We start from the raw sequence: 16,490 nt of genomic DNA, 5'->3' as shown, positions 1-16,490 counted from the left end.
AGCTGTTCAAACCCAAGTTTATTAAGCACTGTGAATAAGTATTTTAATAATAAAAATAAATCAGCAAAGGATTAACATGGCTAACAATACACAAATAAAGATTTTAGGTAATACTTTATGGGCAAAGTATATTGTTCTCCTTTTATTTTTACTTTTTAGTAAACTTGCCTCAGCTAACGGCGATTCATTAAATGCAACTTCACATGCGCTAGACTTTGACACGACTCAAACTCTCATCAATAACATAAAACTAAATGAATTAGACTATCTTCAAAATGGAGACAAACTCACTCAAGCGTTTAAAATAAGCAAGGATCAAAATTGGGAAAAACTTCATTTAGAAGCGGCCGCTTTGTATGCGGAGTTACTTTTTAGACAAGAAAAATACGCAGCGTTAAACACTCACTTATCCTATTACTTAAAGAACAAAGAGTTACCAAACCAAAAAAGTGTGTATTTATTATTTCTCGAATCACAACTCAAGTCTCTAGCGAGGGATGCAAACCCAGCTCCAGCACACACGCTAGCCACAAAATTAGAAGAAAGCTTGCAACAGCATTCATCTAAAGAAAAAATTATTATTTTACGAGCACTTGCTTACTATTACACCGATACAGATGCATTGAAAAAGACCCTAAATGTTGCACTGGAGGGGCTAGAATTAGCATTAAAAGATGACGACTCAGCATCTCAGGGATACTTTTTTAGAAAAATAGCCGATGCATATAATTATCTAAACGAAAAAGATAAAGCCATATATTATGCAAAAAAAGCGGTTGCGGCATATGAGCAAACACAAGATGGGCTTTTTACGGCAAAAGCATATTGGAGTTTAGGCAATATATTGCTCGAGATAAAAAAACCTAAAGATGCCTTAATATACCTAGACAAAGCATTGCTCTATTTTAAAAAAGCTAATATGCAAAAAGGCTTAACCTTTGCCCAATACTCAATTGCTAGCATTGAGTACTTACAAGCAAACTACGATAAAGCTTTAACTTTAACTAAAGAAAACATTGAACTTGCTCGCTCTGCAGGTGTACACGACATGCAACTCGCATCGCTCATTTTGTTAGCTGACATATATATAAAACTAGATTTACTTGATCAAGCAAATGAAGCAAACGATGAGGTATTTTTAAAATTAGATAAATTCAGCCGCAGTATTTATAAAGCCGATTTTTAAGTAAACGCTATGAGCTAAAGCGACGCCTTAACTACACTAATGAGGCTTTTGAAGCAATTGAACAAAAGCTCCTTTATACAAAAAAACACTACGAAGCTACCAGTGAAAGTAATATAAAAACACTACAGGTACAGTTTGAAGTAAAAGAAAAAGAAGAAAAAATACAGCAACTAGAGTACGAAAAAGACATTAGTGAACTACAAGCTAAAGAAGAGTACCAACAAAAAATAATTTGGCGACTTAGCGCTGCTATAGCGTTTATTTTAGTGATTGCTTCATTATTTTTATTTTATAGGCAAGCTCGACAACGTCAAAAATATCACGATATTTCATTAACAGATTATCTAACAAATAGCCCTAATCGCAGAGGAATAATGCGCGCCGCAGAAGCAAAGCTTGATGAAGGTAAAATGACGATAGCAATTGTTGACTTAGACTACTTTAAAAAAGTTAACGACCAATTTGGTCACGATGTTGGAGATTTAGTTCTTATTGCCTTTGCAAAAGCTGCAAAAGAAACACTAAGTGGTGATCATCAGTTTGGCCGCTACGGCGGCGAAGAATGGTTGTTTGCACTAAATTCGGTTGACGAACTAGCTATTCGAAATATATTTGACCAGCTCGCCACTAGGTTTACCGAGCATTGTAGTAATATAAAAGACCTTCCTAGTGATACAAAAATCACTTTTAGTGTTGGAGCCTCTGTAAGTAACCCTTTAAAAAGCACACTAGATGTTCTTATTAAGCATGCAGATAAATTACTTTATAAAGCAAAAGAAAACGGAAGAAACCAAGTCGTTGTTGATTAGATAAATACAGCTAAAAGTACTTGCTCAGTTAATTGACTAAAGTCCATCTAAAACCATCTGTTTAATTTTATGTGCTTTTACAAAATGATCTAATTTATGAGTGTGTATCCACCAAGTAGCGGCCTCCATAAGTAGCTCTGGGTCGTCGTTTTTATTGGCAAAAAATGCATAAAAAGAAAGCCCTACATTTTCGCCTTTAGCTGCTATTTTTTTATCGCACACGGTAATTATTTTTGCTCTTAGTTCTTCCCTCATACATACCTTATTTAATTATATTTTTACTATTAAAATACGCCATTTAAAAAGCTAACAATTAGCTGCAAAAGGCTTCTATCAACCAAGCCATGATTCTCAAGCTCTTTATTAGGCGTATTTACTTTTGCAGCTTTGCATTCATTATCTAATGTCTCATTTTTACGTGTATCGGTTTCGTATGCAATATCTGCTTGTTCCATACATTTTGCCGAGCCTGCGTAAGGCTTTGCCGCACAAGCGCTCAGTAATAAAAAAAGTGGAATTGCTATCAATAATTGCTTCATAAATAATCCTATTTTTACGCAACTTATTTACTTTAAAGTACAGCTGCAAGTTAGCCTATTTACTTTTCTACCAACATTACAAAAAATTCAAAAAAGAACGTACCGATGGCATCAAAAAAAGTGTCATTTTTTTCATCCTTTTTAATTTGTGCGCTAATGCATTGATTGTAAACCTGTGAGCTTGTTTGAGCGCCATTTCGATCAACCATTTCAGCCTCTTCAATGCATAAGTTAGGGTCAGAACGCGGGGCTGTACTACATGCACTCAGTAAAGCCCACAGTAATAATGCGGCGATGGGGCTTTTTATGTTCATCCTTAAACTATCCTATTAAGTTAACGTGCTACCTGCATTTATGTGTGAGGGTAATATATGGGTTGTACCCAAATAACACTGACACTTTATCACTGCAATAAAATAAACAACCAGTAAATATTTGTAAGGTTCTGTAGGAATTTATACTCCCTTTAAAATTGAACAGCGCGAAAGCCTGAAATTATTGCATTCATATCACTGTAAAATTTACAGTGATCGCAGCCAAAGAATAAAAATTAAATTAAATTTATTAAAATACAACAACTTAATATTTGGCATTTAGCTTGCTTGTTAATGGTATAAGCAAATAAATTGTAAAAGGACTAGTTATGAATATTTTTGAAGCACTACGTCATGACCATGACAAACAACGAAAATTGGTAGATGCGCTTATTCAAACACACGGCGACACAGAGCAGCGCCACACGCTAATGGATGAGCTAAAAACAGAATTAGAACAACACGCAAAATTTGAAGAACGTTACTTTTATAACCCACTTATGTTTGATGACTTAACTCATGAAAAAGCGCGCCACAGCGTAGCTGAACATCACGAAATTGATGAATTAATTGAACAACTTGAAGATACCGAAATGAGCTCATCTGCATGGTTAGTTGCAGCTAAGAAGCTACACCATTTGGTACACCATCATTTAAGTGAAGAAGAACACGAAGTGTTTCAATTAGCGGGTAAAGCACTTACCGAAGGGCAAAAAGAGAGCCTTGCTGAGCAATACAACGACGCTATGCATTAGTTGCATAACATGCAAACCGACTTCCACACACTCCCTGTGTACTTATTGGTTATAAGCCTTATGGCTTATAACCAATTTTTTTATTTTTAAACCTATATGCTAACTCTTCTCTAGCAATGGTGCTTCTGTCGGATCAAAAATTCGATACGCCACTAGCTTTAAACCATCATTAATAAAAAACCACACCAAAGCATATGCCCACACAGCAAGTGCCCAGCCCCATCCTAGTGGGGTCATAAACACACCATAAACAGCAATAAGTGTTGCTATAACTTGCGTGCCAAATACGGCGACCATTAATATAGCAGACGGTTTAATAGACCAAAATGGACCTCGGGTACGCGCTAAAAATATAGTCAAATGCCCTGCTACAGAAAGTAATAAGTACATTAATGTTTGAAGATGAGGACGGTCGAGTTCAAATACTTTATCTCCTAAGTAAAATAAACCAAAGGCTGCAATTGGCCCTAGAATTCCCAGCACAGATGCAATACCTAAAACGAGCCGCATATTCCATGTTTCGGGCTTATTTTGATAATGTACATTGTCGTATGCAATTGACAAAATGGCGGCATCGTTAAGTAAAGCAAGCATTACAATCATGACTGCTGTTAACGGATAAAAGTTAAAAATTAATATCGCCATTGTCATAAAAAGTAATACGCGCAGAGTTTCAGCAACCCTGTAAATAGCGTAACTGTTCATGCGTTGAAATATTTTTCGGCTTTCTTTAACTGCATCAATTATAACCGACAAGCCATCGGTCATTAACACGATTGATGCTGCTGAACGCGCTGCATCTGTAGCGCCCGATACAGCAATACCACAGTCAGCTTTTTTAAGTGCTGGCGCGTCATTTACGCCATCTCCTGTCATACCAACAATGTGCCCTCTATGCTGAAGCACATCAATAATATGGTATTTATGCTCAGGAAATACTTGTGCGAATCCGTCAGCACTCTCAATAGAGTCATCTAACTGCGTTGTTTGGTGATGCTCAGTTGCACCAAATCCACTAGCATCAAGAATGTTTGTCCCTAAACCCAGTTTACTTGCAGTTTCACGCGCAATGGCCACTTGATCGCCCGTGACCATTTTAACGCTCATACCCATTTCTTTTGCATCGGCAATGGTTTGTATTGCTTCTTCACGCGGTGGATCAAAAAGCGGCAATACGCCTATAAATTGCCATTTACCTTGCTCGTCTGTTTTAGCAACCGCTAAAGAGCGAAACCCACGCGCTGCAAATTCATCTATCGATGCCTCAACTGCAGTTTTAACTGCTTCAATATTAACCGACAAAGCTAAAATAACCTGCGGTGCACCTTTGGTCACTTTAAACGTTTTACCATCAGCATTTTTAACAATTGCTTCAGTACGTTTGCTCACAGGATCAAATGGCTGAAAATGCTCTATATGATAAGAATCTAGATGCTGCTCAGCTTTTACACTTTGTAATACTGCTAAGTCAATCGGATCGTTATTTTCTGAGCGAGATGCTAATGCCGCGTACAATATAACTTGCTCAGCAGAGCCTTTATTTATTGAGTTTTCGATATAAAACGGGTCACCTAATGTTAATAGGTTTTGTGTCAATGTGCCGGTTTTATCGGAACAAAGAATATCAACACCCGCTAGCTCTTCAATTGCAGCTAAACGTGTTACAACCACTTGCTTTTTAGCCAATAAACGAGCGCCCACAGCCATAGTAACTGATAGCACTGTTGGCATGGCGACTGGTATTGCCGCAACGGTTAATACGAGTGCAAACTGCAATGTGGTGATCATTGGATCATCGCGAAACAAAGCAACAATAACTATAAGCAGTACTAAAGCCGCAGCAAGCATTATTAAATAATTACCAATTTTAAGCACTGCTCGCTGAAAATGACTTGCAGTTCGCTCCCCTTGAACTAACTGTGCTGTTTTACCAAAAAAGGTATTAGCGCCGGTTGCGTAAACTATTGCTTCTATTTCCCCTTGGCGAATAATAGAGCCCGAATAAACAGTTTCACCCGCCGACTTTACAACTGGTAACGACTCCCCCGTAAGAGATGATTGATCGACTTCTACGGGATCACCATTTAGCAAACGCGCATCTGCAGGCACTATATCCCCCATCCGCATTCTAATAACATCACCTGGGACAAGTTCGCTGGCATTTAAATTTTGCCACTGAGTATCGCGGCGAACGCGTGCTTTGTTAGCTAATTTTGCTTTTAATGCAGCAATTGCATTACCCGCTTGGTGCTCTTCCCAAAAGCCAACCAATACGTTAGACAGCAATAATACAAGAATAATAAAAAAATCAGCCCAGTGCTTAGCAAGCGCCGATAGAATAATAGCAGCCTCGATCATCCAAGGTATTGGTCCCCAAAAGTAAGATAAAAATTTGATTAGTAGGTTTGTTTTTTCTTCAACTAGTTCGTTAGGTCCATATTGTGCCAATCTTTGTGTGGCATCAGTTTGGCTTAACCCGTCGGATGATGTTTTTAGCTTTGCTTGTAATTGTGCTAAATCGAGCTTGCTCAATTCATCGCAACTTTGACCATGTGAAAACTTGTTTGCTGAACGATTTGATGACTGATGCACTGACGAAATTTTAACCTTTTCCATACGAGCCTTCTATACAACATTGAGTTGAATAACTTGAGGTAATTAAAACCTACTAACCGTATAGCTAACATAAACTAAAGCTGTCGATATTGTTCTTACAAATATATTAACTTTGATCTAACGCAATATTTAGGATGAAATAATATAAAAAGGATTATTTTTAGAAGATGACAAAGAGGTTGGATTATTAAAATAAGTGCTCAAAGGCTATACATTGGACTGAAATAGTAAATAACTCAGCCCAATGTATTTTTAGCTATAACCTTAAGGGTATGGCTATTGTTTTATTACTTTACAGTAAATTTCACGTCTTGATCGCGTAATAAGTAAAGTGCAAAACACGCAGCCCACATTGGCCATGCAGTAAAGAATAATAAGTTATTAAAGCCATCTATGTACTGGTTGTACGAAGAAAGCGTAGATAAACCATGCATTACAAAAATGATACCGTACGTTATACGCTTTTTAATACCGGCTAAAAACGCTAAAACAAGCACTAACTGCACCGCACCAATAATGTAAGCCACTATGTCTGTAGAGCCACTAATACCGTAAAAATGTTCAAAAATACGTGCGCTATGCCCAGGATTAACAAACTTATCGAATGTCCACATAACCATTACAATAAACACGCCTAAACGCAAAGATAAAAGTGACCACTGCAAACGGTTTTGCACATCAGAATTCATTGAACCTGTCATAAAATTTCCTTAAATGAATATTAATAAACGTAGAAGTAACCTAGACCGTATAAGTTGTTTTTTATTTCAAAAAATTTCAAAAATTTTTGATTAAGTTCATTAGTTAAGCCATGCAGTACTAAAAGAGAAGCTTATTTAAGTAATTTAAAAAATGCTGCATAAAAGTTAACAAGTTTAAAATGTTAGTAGGTTGAAAGTAGTCTATAATTAATAAATCTTATTAAAAGCAATTATTTATGCTTAATTAAATACAGTTACTCTATTAACATTTTATCGACTAATAAAACAATAGTACTTAATTACCAACTTTATAATGCATCTGTTTTGTTATGTTCTAAAAAACAAAAAGAATCAAAATTTTACTGAAAGTTATTTTTAATCCTTTCGGTCTTTATCGCCAACAACATTTTAACCGTAGAGAGAAAACGTTTGAAACACGCATATTTAGCACTTTCCCTAGCCACCATATTAAATACACCACTTAATGCTTTTGCAGCCGAAGAATCAAAAACAGCAAAAGAAGGCGCAATTGAGCGTATTGAGGTGGCAGGCCAAGTTATTAAATCTCAAGGTCTTTCGGTTAAAAATGCCACTGTAGACGGCCCTTTTGGCGACAACTTAGCTCTACAAGATATAGCCCGTTCAGTAACACCAATTTCAAGCGAGTTAATAGAACAACTCAATATTACGACTTTACAAGATGTACTTGCAGTAAGTCCTAATACCTATTCAGCCAGTGGTTTTGGAGCACCGAGTTTACCTACTATTCGTGGTCAACTCGGTGAGCTTTTCCAAGATGGTACACGCCGCCAAGCAGGTAATAATGGCTTTGGTGTGCCGTTATCGTTCAACTCTATAGAACAAATAGATGTAGTAAAAGGCGCGCCACCGGTATTATTTGGTTCAAGCCAACGCAACGGTGGTTTTGTAAACTTACATTCTAAAAAAGCATCAACTGACGACAGTAAAGGCAAAGCAACGGTATCTGCAGGACGATGGGATCAGTACAGTGTTTTAGTTGATTACAGTGCACCTATAGTAAAAGACAAAGTAGGTTTTAGAGTAAGCGCTGAACACATTGATAACGGCAGCTACTACGACTTTTCGGGCACGAAAAGCGACAGCCTATTTGCAGCACTTAGGGTGTTACCTGATGACAAGAGCAGCTGGGATATTAACTTTGAGTTATACCAAGTTGAATTTACCGATAACGCAGGTATTAACCGCCCTACTCAAGCGCTAATAGATAATGGCCTTTATATTACCGGCCAAGGCGTTCAAGCAAATGGCAGTACAGTTCCAGCGGCAGGTTCTATTGTTTCACCTACTGGGCAAGTAAAAATAGACCGTAGTACAGTACTTACCGACCCTGACAATCAAAACGAAGCCACTACTTATTTACTACACAGTATTTATAAGCGTGAACTTTCAAACAACGCATCAATAAAAAACATTACTTATTTTCAGCACTTACAACGCGAAGAAATTGCACAAAATAGCTTTGTTGAAATTATAGATGGTGCCGATACCGCGCAAAACCGTACCGAACTGACTTACCAATGGAGTAACGAACAGCAAACAATTTTTGCTTTTGATGTGCGTTACAACCGCGTGCTAGGCTACAGCCAATTTACAACAGAAGCCGACTTACCTATTGATTTAACTGGCCCAATTTCAAATCGCCGTATTCCTTTAACTGATGCACAACAAGCGCGTTTAATTGAAATTAGTCCAGGTGTATTTGTATCCCCTGGTGGTCAATACGATATTAATAACGATGGCAGCGGCGACTTTAACTTATCAGACACTACCGATTCGCGCTCATGGCAAACGGGTTTTGCTATTCAGCAAGATTCTGATTGGACAGATAAGTTTCATACAAGTGTTGGTTACCGCATAGATTTTTATGACGTAGACGCGCACGACCCAATAGCACCAGAGGGTGAAATTGCAGCTCGCGATAGCATTAACGATAAACTACATTCGGGGCAAATAAGCTTTAATTACCGATTAAATGGTGATTACACCACTTATGGTGCAGCAAGTTACAACGAAGCCACATCAAATAGCATGGCTGGCGGCACATCTCTTGGTAGCGACAACACGATTAGCGCACAAAACTTTTCAACCGAAAACACCTTAGTTGAATTTGGTTTGAAATACGCACCAACCGACAGTGATTGGTACGCCGATGGAGCAGTATTCAGCCAACGTCGTAGTTTACGTAATCGCGATGGTAGTAATACCGGCATTCGTACTACCGGCTTTGAAAGCCAAGTATTTTATGATGCTTACCCTTATTGGCTAAGTGCTGGCTACAGCTATATTGATGCTCGCTACGATAATTCTGCAAGTAGCCAAGACTCAGCGCAAGTAGCAGATGCATTTGACAACTCACGTCCAGATATTATTGCAGGTACCAGTGTTGGCGCACCTAGCTTTACCGCGTTTGCACCTTCAAACACCCGTGTACAGGGCATCCCTGAGCAATCTTTCAGCTTTAACGGAAATTATTCAATTAATTCGAAATGGCAAACGGGTTTTTCAGGTCTATATACAAAGAGTTACCCATTAGACTTTTTGGCGACAGTAAAAATTCGTGATCAGTACACACTAAACGTAAATACTAGCTATGCTTTTACGCCTAGTACCAAGTTACGATTAGATGTAAACAACGTGACGAATCAAAAAAACTGGCGCCCAGTATTTGAAGGCGGTTACTTTGGTGCAACTTTAGCTTTTCCTGAGTTGCCAATAAACGCCAAGCTTACGCTTACCCATAATTTTTAAAGACAAGTTTGAAAGAGAGAGAACATGATTAAAAAAATATTTCTATTATTGATTGCAGCGGCCGCCGTCGGTCTGTTCTTTCATTTTGACTTACACCAACTACTTACGCTTGATGGCTTAAAAGGATCGATGGATCAGTTTAACCAATACAAAGAGCAGTCACCATTACTAGTTATTGGTGGGTTCTTTTTACTATATGTAGTAGTAACTGCTCTCTCTTTACCAGGCGCCGCTATTTTAACACTTGCCGCAGGTGCATTGTTTGGCTTAGTTGAAGGCTTATTGGTTGCATCTTTTGCCTCAACTATTGGCGCAACACTTGCCTTTTTAGTATCGCGTTACTTACTACGAGACACTATTAAACAACGTTTTCCTGAGCGCTTAGCCGCCATTGATGCAGGCGTTGAAAAAGAAGGTGGATTTTACTTATTTACCCTTCGTTTAGTGCCGGTGTTTCCGTTCTTTTTAATTAACTTACTAATGGGTGTTACTTCAATAAAGTCATGGACTTACTACTGGGTAAGCCAAGCAGGTATGCTCGCCGGTACATTTGTATTTGTTAACGCAGGTACACAATTGGCGCAAATAGAGAGCTTATCTGGAATTTTATCATTCAACTTAATCTTATCATTCGCTTTATTGGGTATATTCCCATTCATTGCAAAAGGAATCTTAAACGTGTTTAAAAAACGTCGCGTATACAAAAACTACACTAAGCCTAAAAAATTCGACCGTAACATGATTGTTATTGGCGCAGGCGCAGGTGGTTTGGTAACAAGTTATATAGCCGCTGCTGTTAAAGCAAAAGTAACCCTTATTGAAGCGGGCGAAATGGGCGGAGACTGTTTAAACTATGGTTGTGTTCCAAGTAAAGCAGTTATTAAAAGCGCTAAAATTGCAGAACAAATTCGCCATGGTGAAAACTACGGCCTAGAAAATGCGACACCGCAGTTTTCGTTCAAAAAAGTAATGGCACGTGTACACAAAGTAATTGCAGATGTAGCACCACACGACAGTGTTGAGCGCTACACAGACTTAGGCGTAGATGTTGTAAAAGGCTACGGTAAATTAATCGACCCGTGGACTGTAGAAATTAAACTTAACGACGGTGGCACGCAAACACTCACGGCACGCACTATTGTTATTGCCACTGGCGCACGCCCGTTTGTACCGCCACTACCTGGTATTGAAGAAACAGGCTATGTAACAAGCGATACATTGTGGAATAAATTTGCAGAGCTAGATGAGGCACCTAAAAAACTTGTAGTACTAGGTGGTGGTCCAATTGGTAGTGAATTAGCACAAAGCTTTGCACGTTTAGGTTCAAGCGTTACGCAAATTGAAATGGCGGAGCGCATCATGATCAAAGAAGATCTTGAAGTGTCTACTTTTGCTCACGAAGCGTTAACCGAAAGTGGCGTTAATATTTTAACATCGCACCAAGCACTTCGCTGTGAAGCTCGCGATGGTAAAAAATATATTGTTGTTAAACATAACGACAAAGAAATAGATATTGAATACGACGAGCTATTATGTGCCGTTGGTAGAAGTGCACGCCTTAAAGGTTACGGTCTTGAAGAGCTAGGCATTGAAACAAACCGCACGGTAGTAACTAACGAATACCTAGAAACACTCTACCCTAATATTTTTGCAGCAGGCGATATTGTAGGTCCATACCAGTTTACACATGTGGCAGCCCATCAGGGTTGGTACGCAGCGGTAAATGGCTTATTTGGTCACCTTAAAAAGTTTAAAGTAGATTACCGTGTTATTCCGTGGACTACGTTTATTGACCCAGAAGTAGCACGTGTTGGCTTAAACGAGCAAGACGCAAAAGACAAAGGCATAGATTACGAAATTACTCGCTTTGAATTTGAAGAGCTAGACCGTGCAATTACCGACAGCGCTACAAAAGGCTTTATTAAAGTGATTACACCCAAAGGCAAAGACAAAATATTGGGCGTTACTGTAGTATCTGAACACGCTGGCGATTTAATTGCTGAGTTTGTACTGGCAATGAAACACGGTTTAGGCCTTAACAAAATACTCGGTACTATACACAGCTACCCTACTTGGGCTGAAGGTAATAAATACGCAGCAGGTGAGTGGAAACGCGCTCATGCACCTGAAAAAGTGCTTAACTTGCTTGAAAAATACCACACTTGGCGTCGAGGTTAATTATGTTTAAAACACCTCTAAAAGCATTGCTACTTGGTTCGGCTTTAGTTGTAACATCGTTTGCAACATCATTTTCGACCCAAGCCCAAAACATGCACGATAGCTGGAATGCATTGCTAAATAAGCATGTTGTCGCTATTAATCATAATCACAGTACTGAGGTTGATTACGCTGCTATAAAACGTGAGCATGCACAGCTAAAAACGTATTTAGATTCGTTAACGGCTGTAACGCAAAGCGAATTTGACGCGTGGGAAAAGCCTAAGCAACTCGCTTTTTTAATCAATGCTTATAATGCGTGGACTGTTGAACTTATATTGACTAAGTACCCTGATATTAAGTCAATTAAAGACTTAGGGAGCTTTTTTAGCTCACCATGGAGTAAAGAGTTTGTGCCATTACTTGGCAAAACTCGCAGCCTTGATGATATAGAGCATGGTTTAATACGTGGCAGCGGTAAATACAACGACCCACGTATTCACTTTGCAGTAAATTGCGCGAGTATTGGTTGCCCAGCGCTTCGAGAAGAAGCCTATACAACCACTGATTTAGAGAGCCAACTGCAAGAGCAAACAGTGCGCTTTTTATCAGATATGACACGCAATATGGCTCAAGAAAATACGCTAAGCGTGTCTTCAATATTTAAATGGTACGGCGATGACTTTGAAAAAGGTTTTAGAGGTGCAAACACGCTACAGCAGTTTTTCCTGCAATACAGTGATGCACTTAAACTGATACCCGCTCAGCAAAAAGCACTTAAAAATGATGACATGAAAGTTAAATTTTTAGACTATAACTGGGATTTAAATGTTCGCCATTAAGTTTTGGCAAACACTGGCGCGATACAGCTTTTGCTGTGTCGCGTTTTGCGTTTGTGCAATCGCAAATTTAGCTGCTTTTTCGAGCACTGCGTTTGCTAATACCGTTATTAACTCAAATAGTAAAAGTAATTTAGTAATAAACACACAACAGCAATCTCGCTGGCAACAAGTTCAAACACTTGGTCGCAATCAAGATGTATACTTTTATGCATGGGGCGGCGACGCGCAAATAAATGCTTATATTCAATGGGCAGCGCAGCAAGTTAAAACTAAGTACAACATTAACCTGGTACATGTAAAATTAAGTGACACCAGCGAAGCAGTAAGCCGTGTACTTGCCGAAAAATCAGCAAACAATAACAACCAAGGCAGCGTAGATTTAATGTGGATCAACGGAGCTAACTTTGCCACCATGAGTGAGCACTCTCTGCTTTTAAAGCAATGGGCAAATAAACTCCCCTACTTTGCATTAACCGATCCGGCTAATAACCCTGCTGTAACATTTGATTTTGGTTTACCTACCAATGGGATGGAGGCGCCATGGGGGCAAGCGTCACTTACGTTTTATTACGACAGCATTGCAATAAATGGTAAGGCAAACAATAAATTGCCGACGACATTAAACGAATTATTAAACTGGAGCGCACAAAACCCTGGCCGCTTTAGTTACCCAAAGCCGCCTGACTTTTTAGGTATGAGCTTTTTAAAATACGCCTTAGTTGTGCTGCATAAGCACAGCAGCGAAAACATTAAAGCGCAGCTAAACCAACCAGCTACAACTAAAAATACGGCGCAAGTGTTAAATCCACTGTGGGACTTTTTAGATAAACTACACCCAACTCTTTGGCGTGGTGGCACTCATTTTATGCAAAGTGGTGCTCAAATGCGCCGCCTTGTGGACGATACAGAGCTGAGTTTAGCCTTTACTTTTTCAGCACCTGAAGTACCGGCAGCTGTAAAACGCTATGACTTACCAAACAGCATTCGCAGTTACGCAATGAGTGATGGCAGTTTAAGTAATACCCATTTTGTGGCAATCCCTTACAATGCAAGCCACCAGCAAAGTGCGCAATTAGTGGCTAATTTTTTACTCAGCCCTGAGGCGCAAGCTCAAAAACAAAAAGCGCATATATGGGGCGATAAAAGCGTACTTATTCAATCAACGTTAACGCCTGATGAGCAAGCCTTATTTAAAACAGCTAAACCACATCCAAGTGCACTGCCTTTAAACAGTATTAAACGCACATTGAGTGAACCTCATCCAAGCTGGGTAAACGCCATTATGCAAGGTTGGCAAACCCGTTATGGAGTAAGCCAATGAGCGTTATTTCAAAAAGTGTACAGATTAATACCAAAGCAACAACGCAGTGCAGCACCGATATGTTTACGCGCATTGTAAAATTTAGCCCGCGATTTTTACTCGCTTTACTTATACTACCCGTACTTGGTGGCTTAATTAGCGTATTGCTGCCTGCCTTTGGTTATGCGCCCGTACTTGAGCAAACAACATTTAGCTTGCAAGGTTTTAATGCCCTTTGGCAAACACCTGGCCTTACTCAAATGGTTACCTTAAGCGTTGCAACGGGCTTAATAAGTACTCTGCTTGCATTTATCATTACTTTAATGATTTTAGCTGCGTTTTTTAATAGCCCGTGGCTTAACCGAATTCAGCGTTTATTGAGCCCTATATTAGTTATACCTCATGCCGCCGCGGCTATTGCAGTAGGGTTTTTAATTGCCCCTTCAGGTATGATTTCACGCTTAGCGTCGCCTTGGTTAAGCGGCTGGGAACTTGCGCCAAACGGCATGTTTCCGCATGATTCATTCGGTATTAGTATTATTTTAGGCTTAACACTCAAAGAGCTTCCCTTTTTATTACTAATGGCACTGGGCGTACTTGCACAACCTGAGCTTGGCAAAAAATTACGCCAACAACATAAGGTTGCGCTTAACTTGGGTTATTGCCCAATGACCGCCTTTTTTAAAGTAATACTGCCAAGCCTTTATCCGCTGCTGCGTTTACCCCTTTTAGCCGTGCTTGCCTATGCAAGTGCCAGTGTAGAAATGCCACTCATTTTAGGCCCAAATACACCACCCACGTTAGCCGTTGCAATAATGCATTGGTTTAACGATGTTGATTTAAATCTGCGTATTAAAGCCTCAGCGGGTGCTTTATTACAACTGGCTGTTACAGGTGGGTTATTAGCCCTTTGGCTTGGCGCAGAAAAGGCCGTAAAAGTGCTATTTAGCGACTCCCTCACTAATGGAGTGCGCGAATACGGCGGATTTTATTGGCAAAAAATAACGGTCGTACTCACCACATTAGTAATTGGCTTTATACTGTTGTCGCTTATTGGTTTAGTTATGTGGTCGGTTGCAGGCTTTTGGCGCTTTCCAGATGCAATGCCTGAGCAATTTACACTACTGCATTTTAAAAGTGCGCTAATGCAAATGAGCAGCCCGCTTTTTAATACCCTAGCAATCGGTTTAGTAACCACATTATTTGCCATTATTCTTACTTTATTGTGTTTAGAATCAGAGCAATTGAGCGACAAACCGATTTCTCGTTTTACCAGTTTAATTATTTACTTACCGTTATTAGTACCCAGTATTGCCTTTTTGTTTGGGCTAGTATGGATACAACAATTGGTAAATAACCAAGCCGCATTTTTTAATGTGGTACTTACGCATTTACTGTTTGTGTTGCCTTATGTGTTTTTGTCACTTGCGAGCAGTTATAGGCGCTTAGATCCTCGTTTTGCTCATGTTGCAGCAAGCCTAGGCGCAGCGCCATGCAAGGTGTTTTTTAAAGTAAAACTACCTCAGTTGTTTGCCCCTATTTTAATTGCAGCCGCACTGGGCTTAGCAATTAGTTTTGGACAATACCTCCCCACGCTATTAGCTGGCGGCGGGCGCATAGCCACAATAACAACCGAAGCTGTTACGCTTGCCAATGGCGCAAGCAGACGCACCAGTGCCGTGTACGCTATTATGCAAATGGCGTTGCCACTTATTGGATTTATACTGGCATGGGGTTTACCTAAATATTTTTTCAAAAGTGCACGTGCTTAAAAGTGCACATATTTAAAGCACCCATGTTTAACACTATCAGGGTTAAGGTTTTTTAATGCAGTCATCGTTACAGATTAAAAATTGTCAGCTTTATCGCCAAAATGAGCTGCTACTTAGCTTAAACGAGCAAGTTAATGGCGGTGAAATTCTGACTATTATGGGCCCATCAGGCAGTGGTAAATCAAGCTTATTAAATTGGCTTACGGGTACTTTACCAAGTAGTTTTAAGGCCAATGGAGAGGTGTGGCTTAATGGTCAAAATATCGATAATACCCCTCCACACTTGCGCCATATTGGAGTGCTCTATCAAGACGCTTTATTGTTTTCGCATTTAACTGTTGCTGGTAACATTGCATTTGCAATGCCCAAAGGTAATAAAAAACAACGCCTTGAAAAAATAGAACACGCACTTGAGCAAGTCGGTCTTAAAGACATGGGTAATCGCCACCCCGATAACTTATCGGGCGGGCAGCAAGCCCGTGTTGCATTATTACGTATGCTGCTGAGCGAACCTAAAGCCATTTTACTCGACGAACCCTTTAGCAAACTCGACACCCAACTGCGTGTTGATACACGCGAACTCGTGTTTAGCCAAATACGCGATCATAAGCTACCTGCAATTATGGTAACTCATGACCATAGCGACGCCGACGCTGCAAATGGCCAACTCATTACTTTAAATAGCGCACTTTAAATACATAGCTTTAAA

12 protein-coding genes and 1 pseudogene are annotated in these 16,490 nt (G+C 39.5%); 8 read left to right on the top strand and 5 right to left on the bottom strand.

Annotated elements, in window-relative coordinates; genetic code table 11:
- Window positions 1-76: 76 nt before the first annotated feature.
- Window positions 77-1,995: pseudogene (locus QT16_RS21090) on the top strand (tetratricopeptide repeat-containing diguanylate cyclase).
- A 36-nt stretch (window positions 1,996-2,031) separates the two neighbouring features.
- Here the strand turns inward: QT16_RS21090 and QT16_RS10885 are convergent.
- The 3 genes from QT16_RS10885 to QT16_RS10875 are packed head-to-tail and all read right to left on the bottom strand — an operon-like array spanning window position 2,032 to window position 2,848.
- Window positions 2,032-2,250, bottom strand: a complete 219-nt coding sequence (locus QT16_RS10885) for a DUF6500 family protein (RefSeq protein ID WP_007377212.1) — start codon at window positions 2,248-2,250, stop codon at window positions 2,032-2,034.
- Between the two features lie 29 nt (window positions 2,251-2,279).
- On the bottom strand, window positions 2,280-2,534 hold the full coding sequence (locus QT16_RS10880) for a hypothetical protein (RefSeq protein WP_039488404.1): 255 nt from the start codon (window positions 2,532-2,534) through the stop codon (window positions 2,280-2,282).
- A 59-nt stretch (window positions 2,535-2,593) separates the two neighbouring features.
- Window positions 2,594-2,848 (bottom strand): hypothetical protein, encoded by a 255-nt coding sequence (locus QT16_RS10875; RefSeq protein WP_039488403.1) that lies wholly within the window; start codon window positions 2,846-2,848, stop codon window positions 2,594-2,596.
- A gap of 329 nt (window positions 2,849-3,177) precedes the next feature.
- Between QT16_RS10875 and QT16_RS10870 the strand changes: the two genes are divergently transcribed.
- Window positions 3,178-3,603 carry a hemerythrin domain-containing protein gene (locus QT16_RS10870; RefSeq protein ID WP_039488402.1) on the top strand — a complete coding sequence of 142 codons (426 nt, stop codon included), beginning with the start codon at window positions 3,178-3,180 and terminating at the stop codon, window positions 3,601-3,603.
- A gap of 99 nt (window positions 3,604-3,702) precedes the next feature.
- Here the strand turns inward: QT16_RS10870 and QT16_RS10865 are convergent, their stop codons facing one another.
- Together QT16_RS10865 and QT16_RS10860 are read right to left on the bottom strand one after the other, a co-directional pair.
- Entirely contained in the window at window positions 3,703-6,219 is a 2,517-nt protein-coding gene (locus tag QT16_RS10865; protein WP_052201213.1) for a plasma-membrane proton-efflux P-type ATPase, read from the bottom strand.
- 287 nt (window positions 6,220-6,506) lie between these two features.
- Window positions 6,507-6,920, bottom strand: a complete 414-nt coding sequence (locus tag QT16_RS10860; RefSeq protein WP_002960120.1) for a hypothetical protein — start codon at window positions 6,918-6,920, stop codon at window positions 6,507-6,509.
- 429 nt (window positions 6,921-7,349) lie between these two features.
- On the opposite strand from QT16_RS10860, the gene QT16_RS10855 reads away from it, so the two are divergent.
- Genes QT16_RS10855 through QT16_RS10830 form a run of 6 tightly spaced genes read left to right on the top strand, consistent with a single transcriptional unit; the run spans window position 7,350 to window position 16,475 of the window.
- Complete coding sequence (locus QT16_RS10855; RefSeq protein WP_039488401.1) at window positions 7,350-9,710, top strand: TonB-dependent receptor; 2,361 nt, start codon at window positions 7,350-7,352, stop codon at window positions 9,708-9,710.
- A gap of 24 nt (window positions 9,711-9,734) precedes the next feature.
- Window positions 9,735-11,888: a dihydrolipoyl dehydrogenase family protein gene (locus tag QT16_RS10850; protein ID WP_039488400.1), complete on the top strand. Its 2,154-nt coding sequence runs from the start codon at window positions 9,735-9,737 to the stop codon at window positions 11,886-11,888.
- Between the two features lie 2 nt (window positions 11,889-11,890).
- Window positions 11,891-12,709 carry a DUF547 domain-containing protein gene (locus QT16_RS10845; protein WP_039488399.1) on the top strand — a complete coding sequence of 273 codons (819 nt, stop codon included), beginning with the start codon at window positions 11,891-11,893 and terminating at the stop codon, window positions 12,707-12,709.
- Window positions 12,696-14,030, top strand: a complete 1,335-nt coding sequence (locus QT16_RS10840; protein WP_039488398.1) for an ABC transporter substrate-binding protein — start codon at window positions 12,696-12,698, stop codon at window positions 14,028-14,030. The genes QT16_RS10845 and QT16_RS10840 overlap by 14 nt, the downstream gene beginning before the upstream one ends.
- Entirely contained in the window at window positions 14,027-15,781 is a 1,755-nt protein-coding gene (locus QT16_RS10835) for an ABC transporter permease (protein ID WP_039488397.1), read from the top strand. The genes QT16_RS10840 and QT16_RS10835 overlap by 4 nt, the downstream gene beginning before the upstream one ends.
- A 55-nt stretch (window positions 15,782-15,836) precedes the next feature.
- Window positions 15,837-16,475 (top strand): ATP-binding cassette domain-containing protein, encoded by a 639-nt coding sequence (locus QT16_RS10830; protein WP_039488396.1) that lies wholly within the window; start codon window positions 15,837-15,839, stop codon window positions 16,473-16,475.
- Window positions 16,476-16,490: the final 15 nt, after the last annotated feature.

This window comes from Pseudoalteromonas distincta (assembly GCF_000814675.1).
Classification (GTDB): domain Bacteria; phylum Pseudomonadota; class Gammaproteobacteria; order Enterobacterales; family Alteromonadaceae; genus Pseudoalteromonas; species Pseudoalteromonas distincta.
The sequence above is the reverse complement of the archived record's forward strand: the minus strand, read 5'-3'. Positions and strand labels throughout refer to the sequence as shown.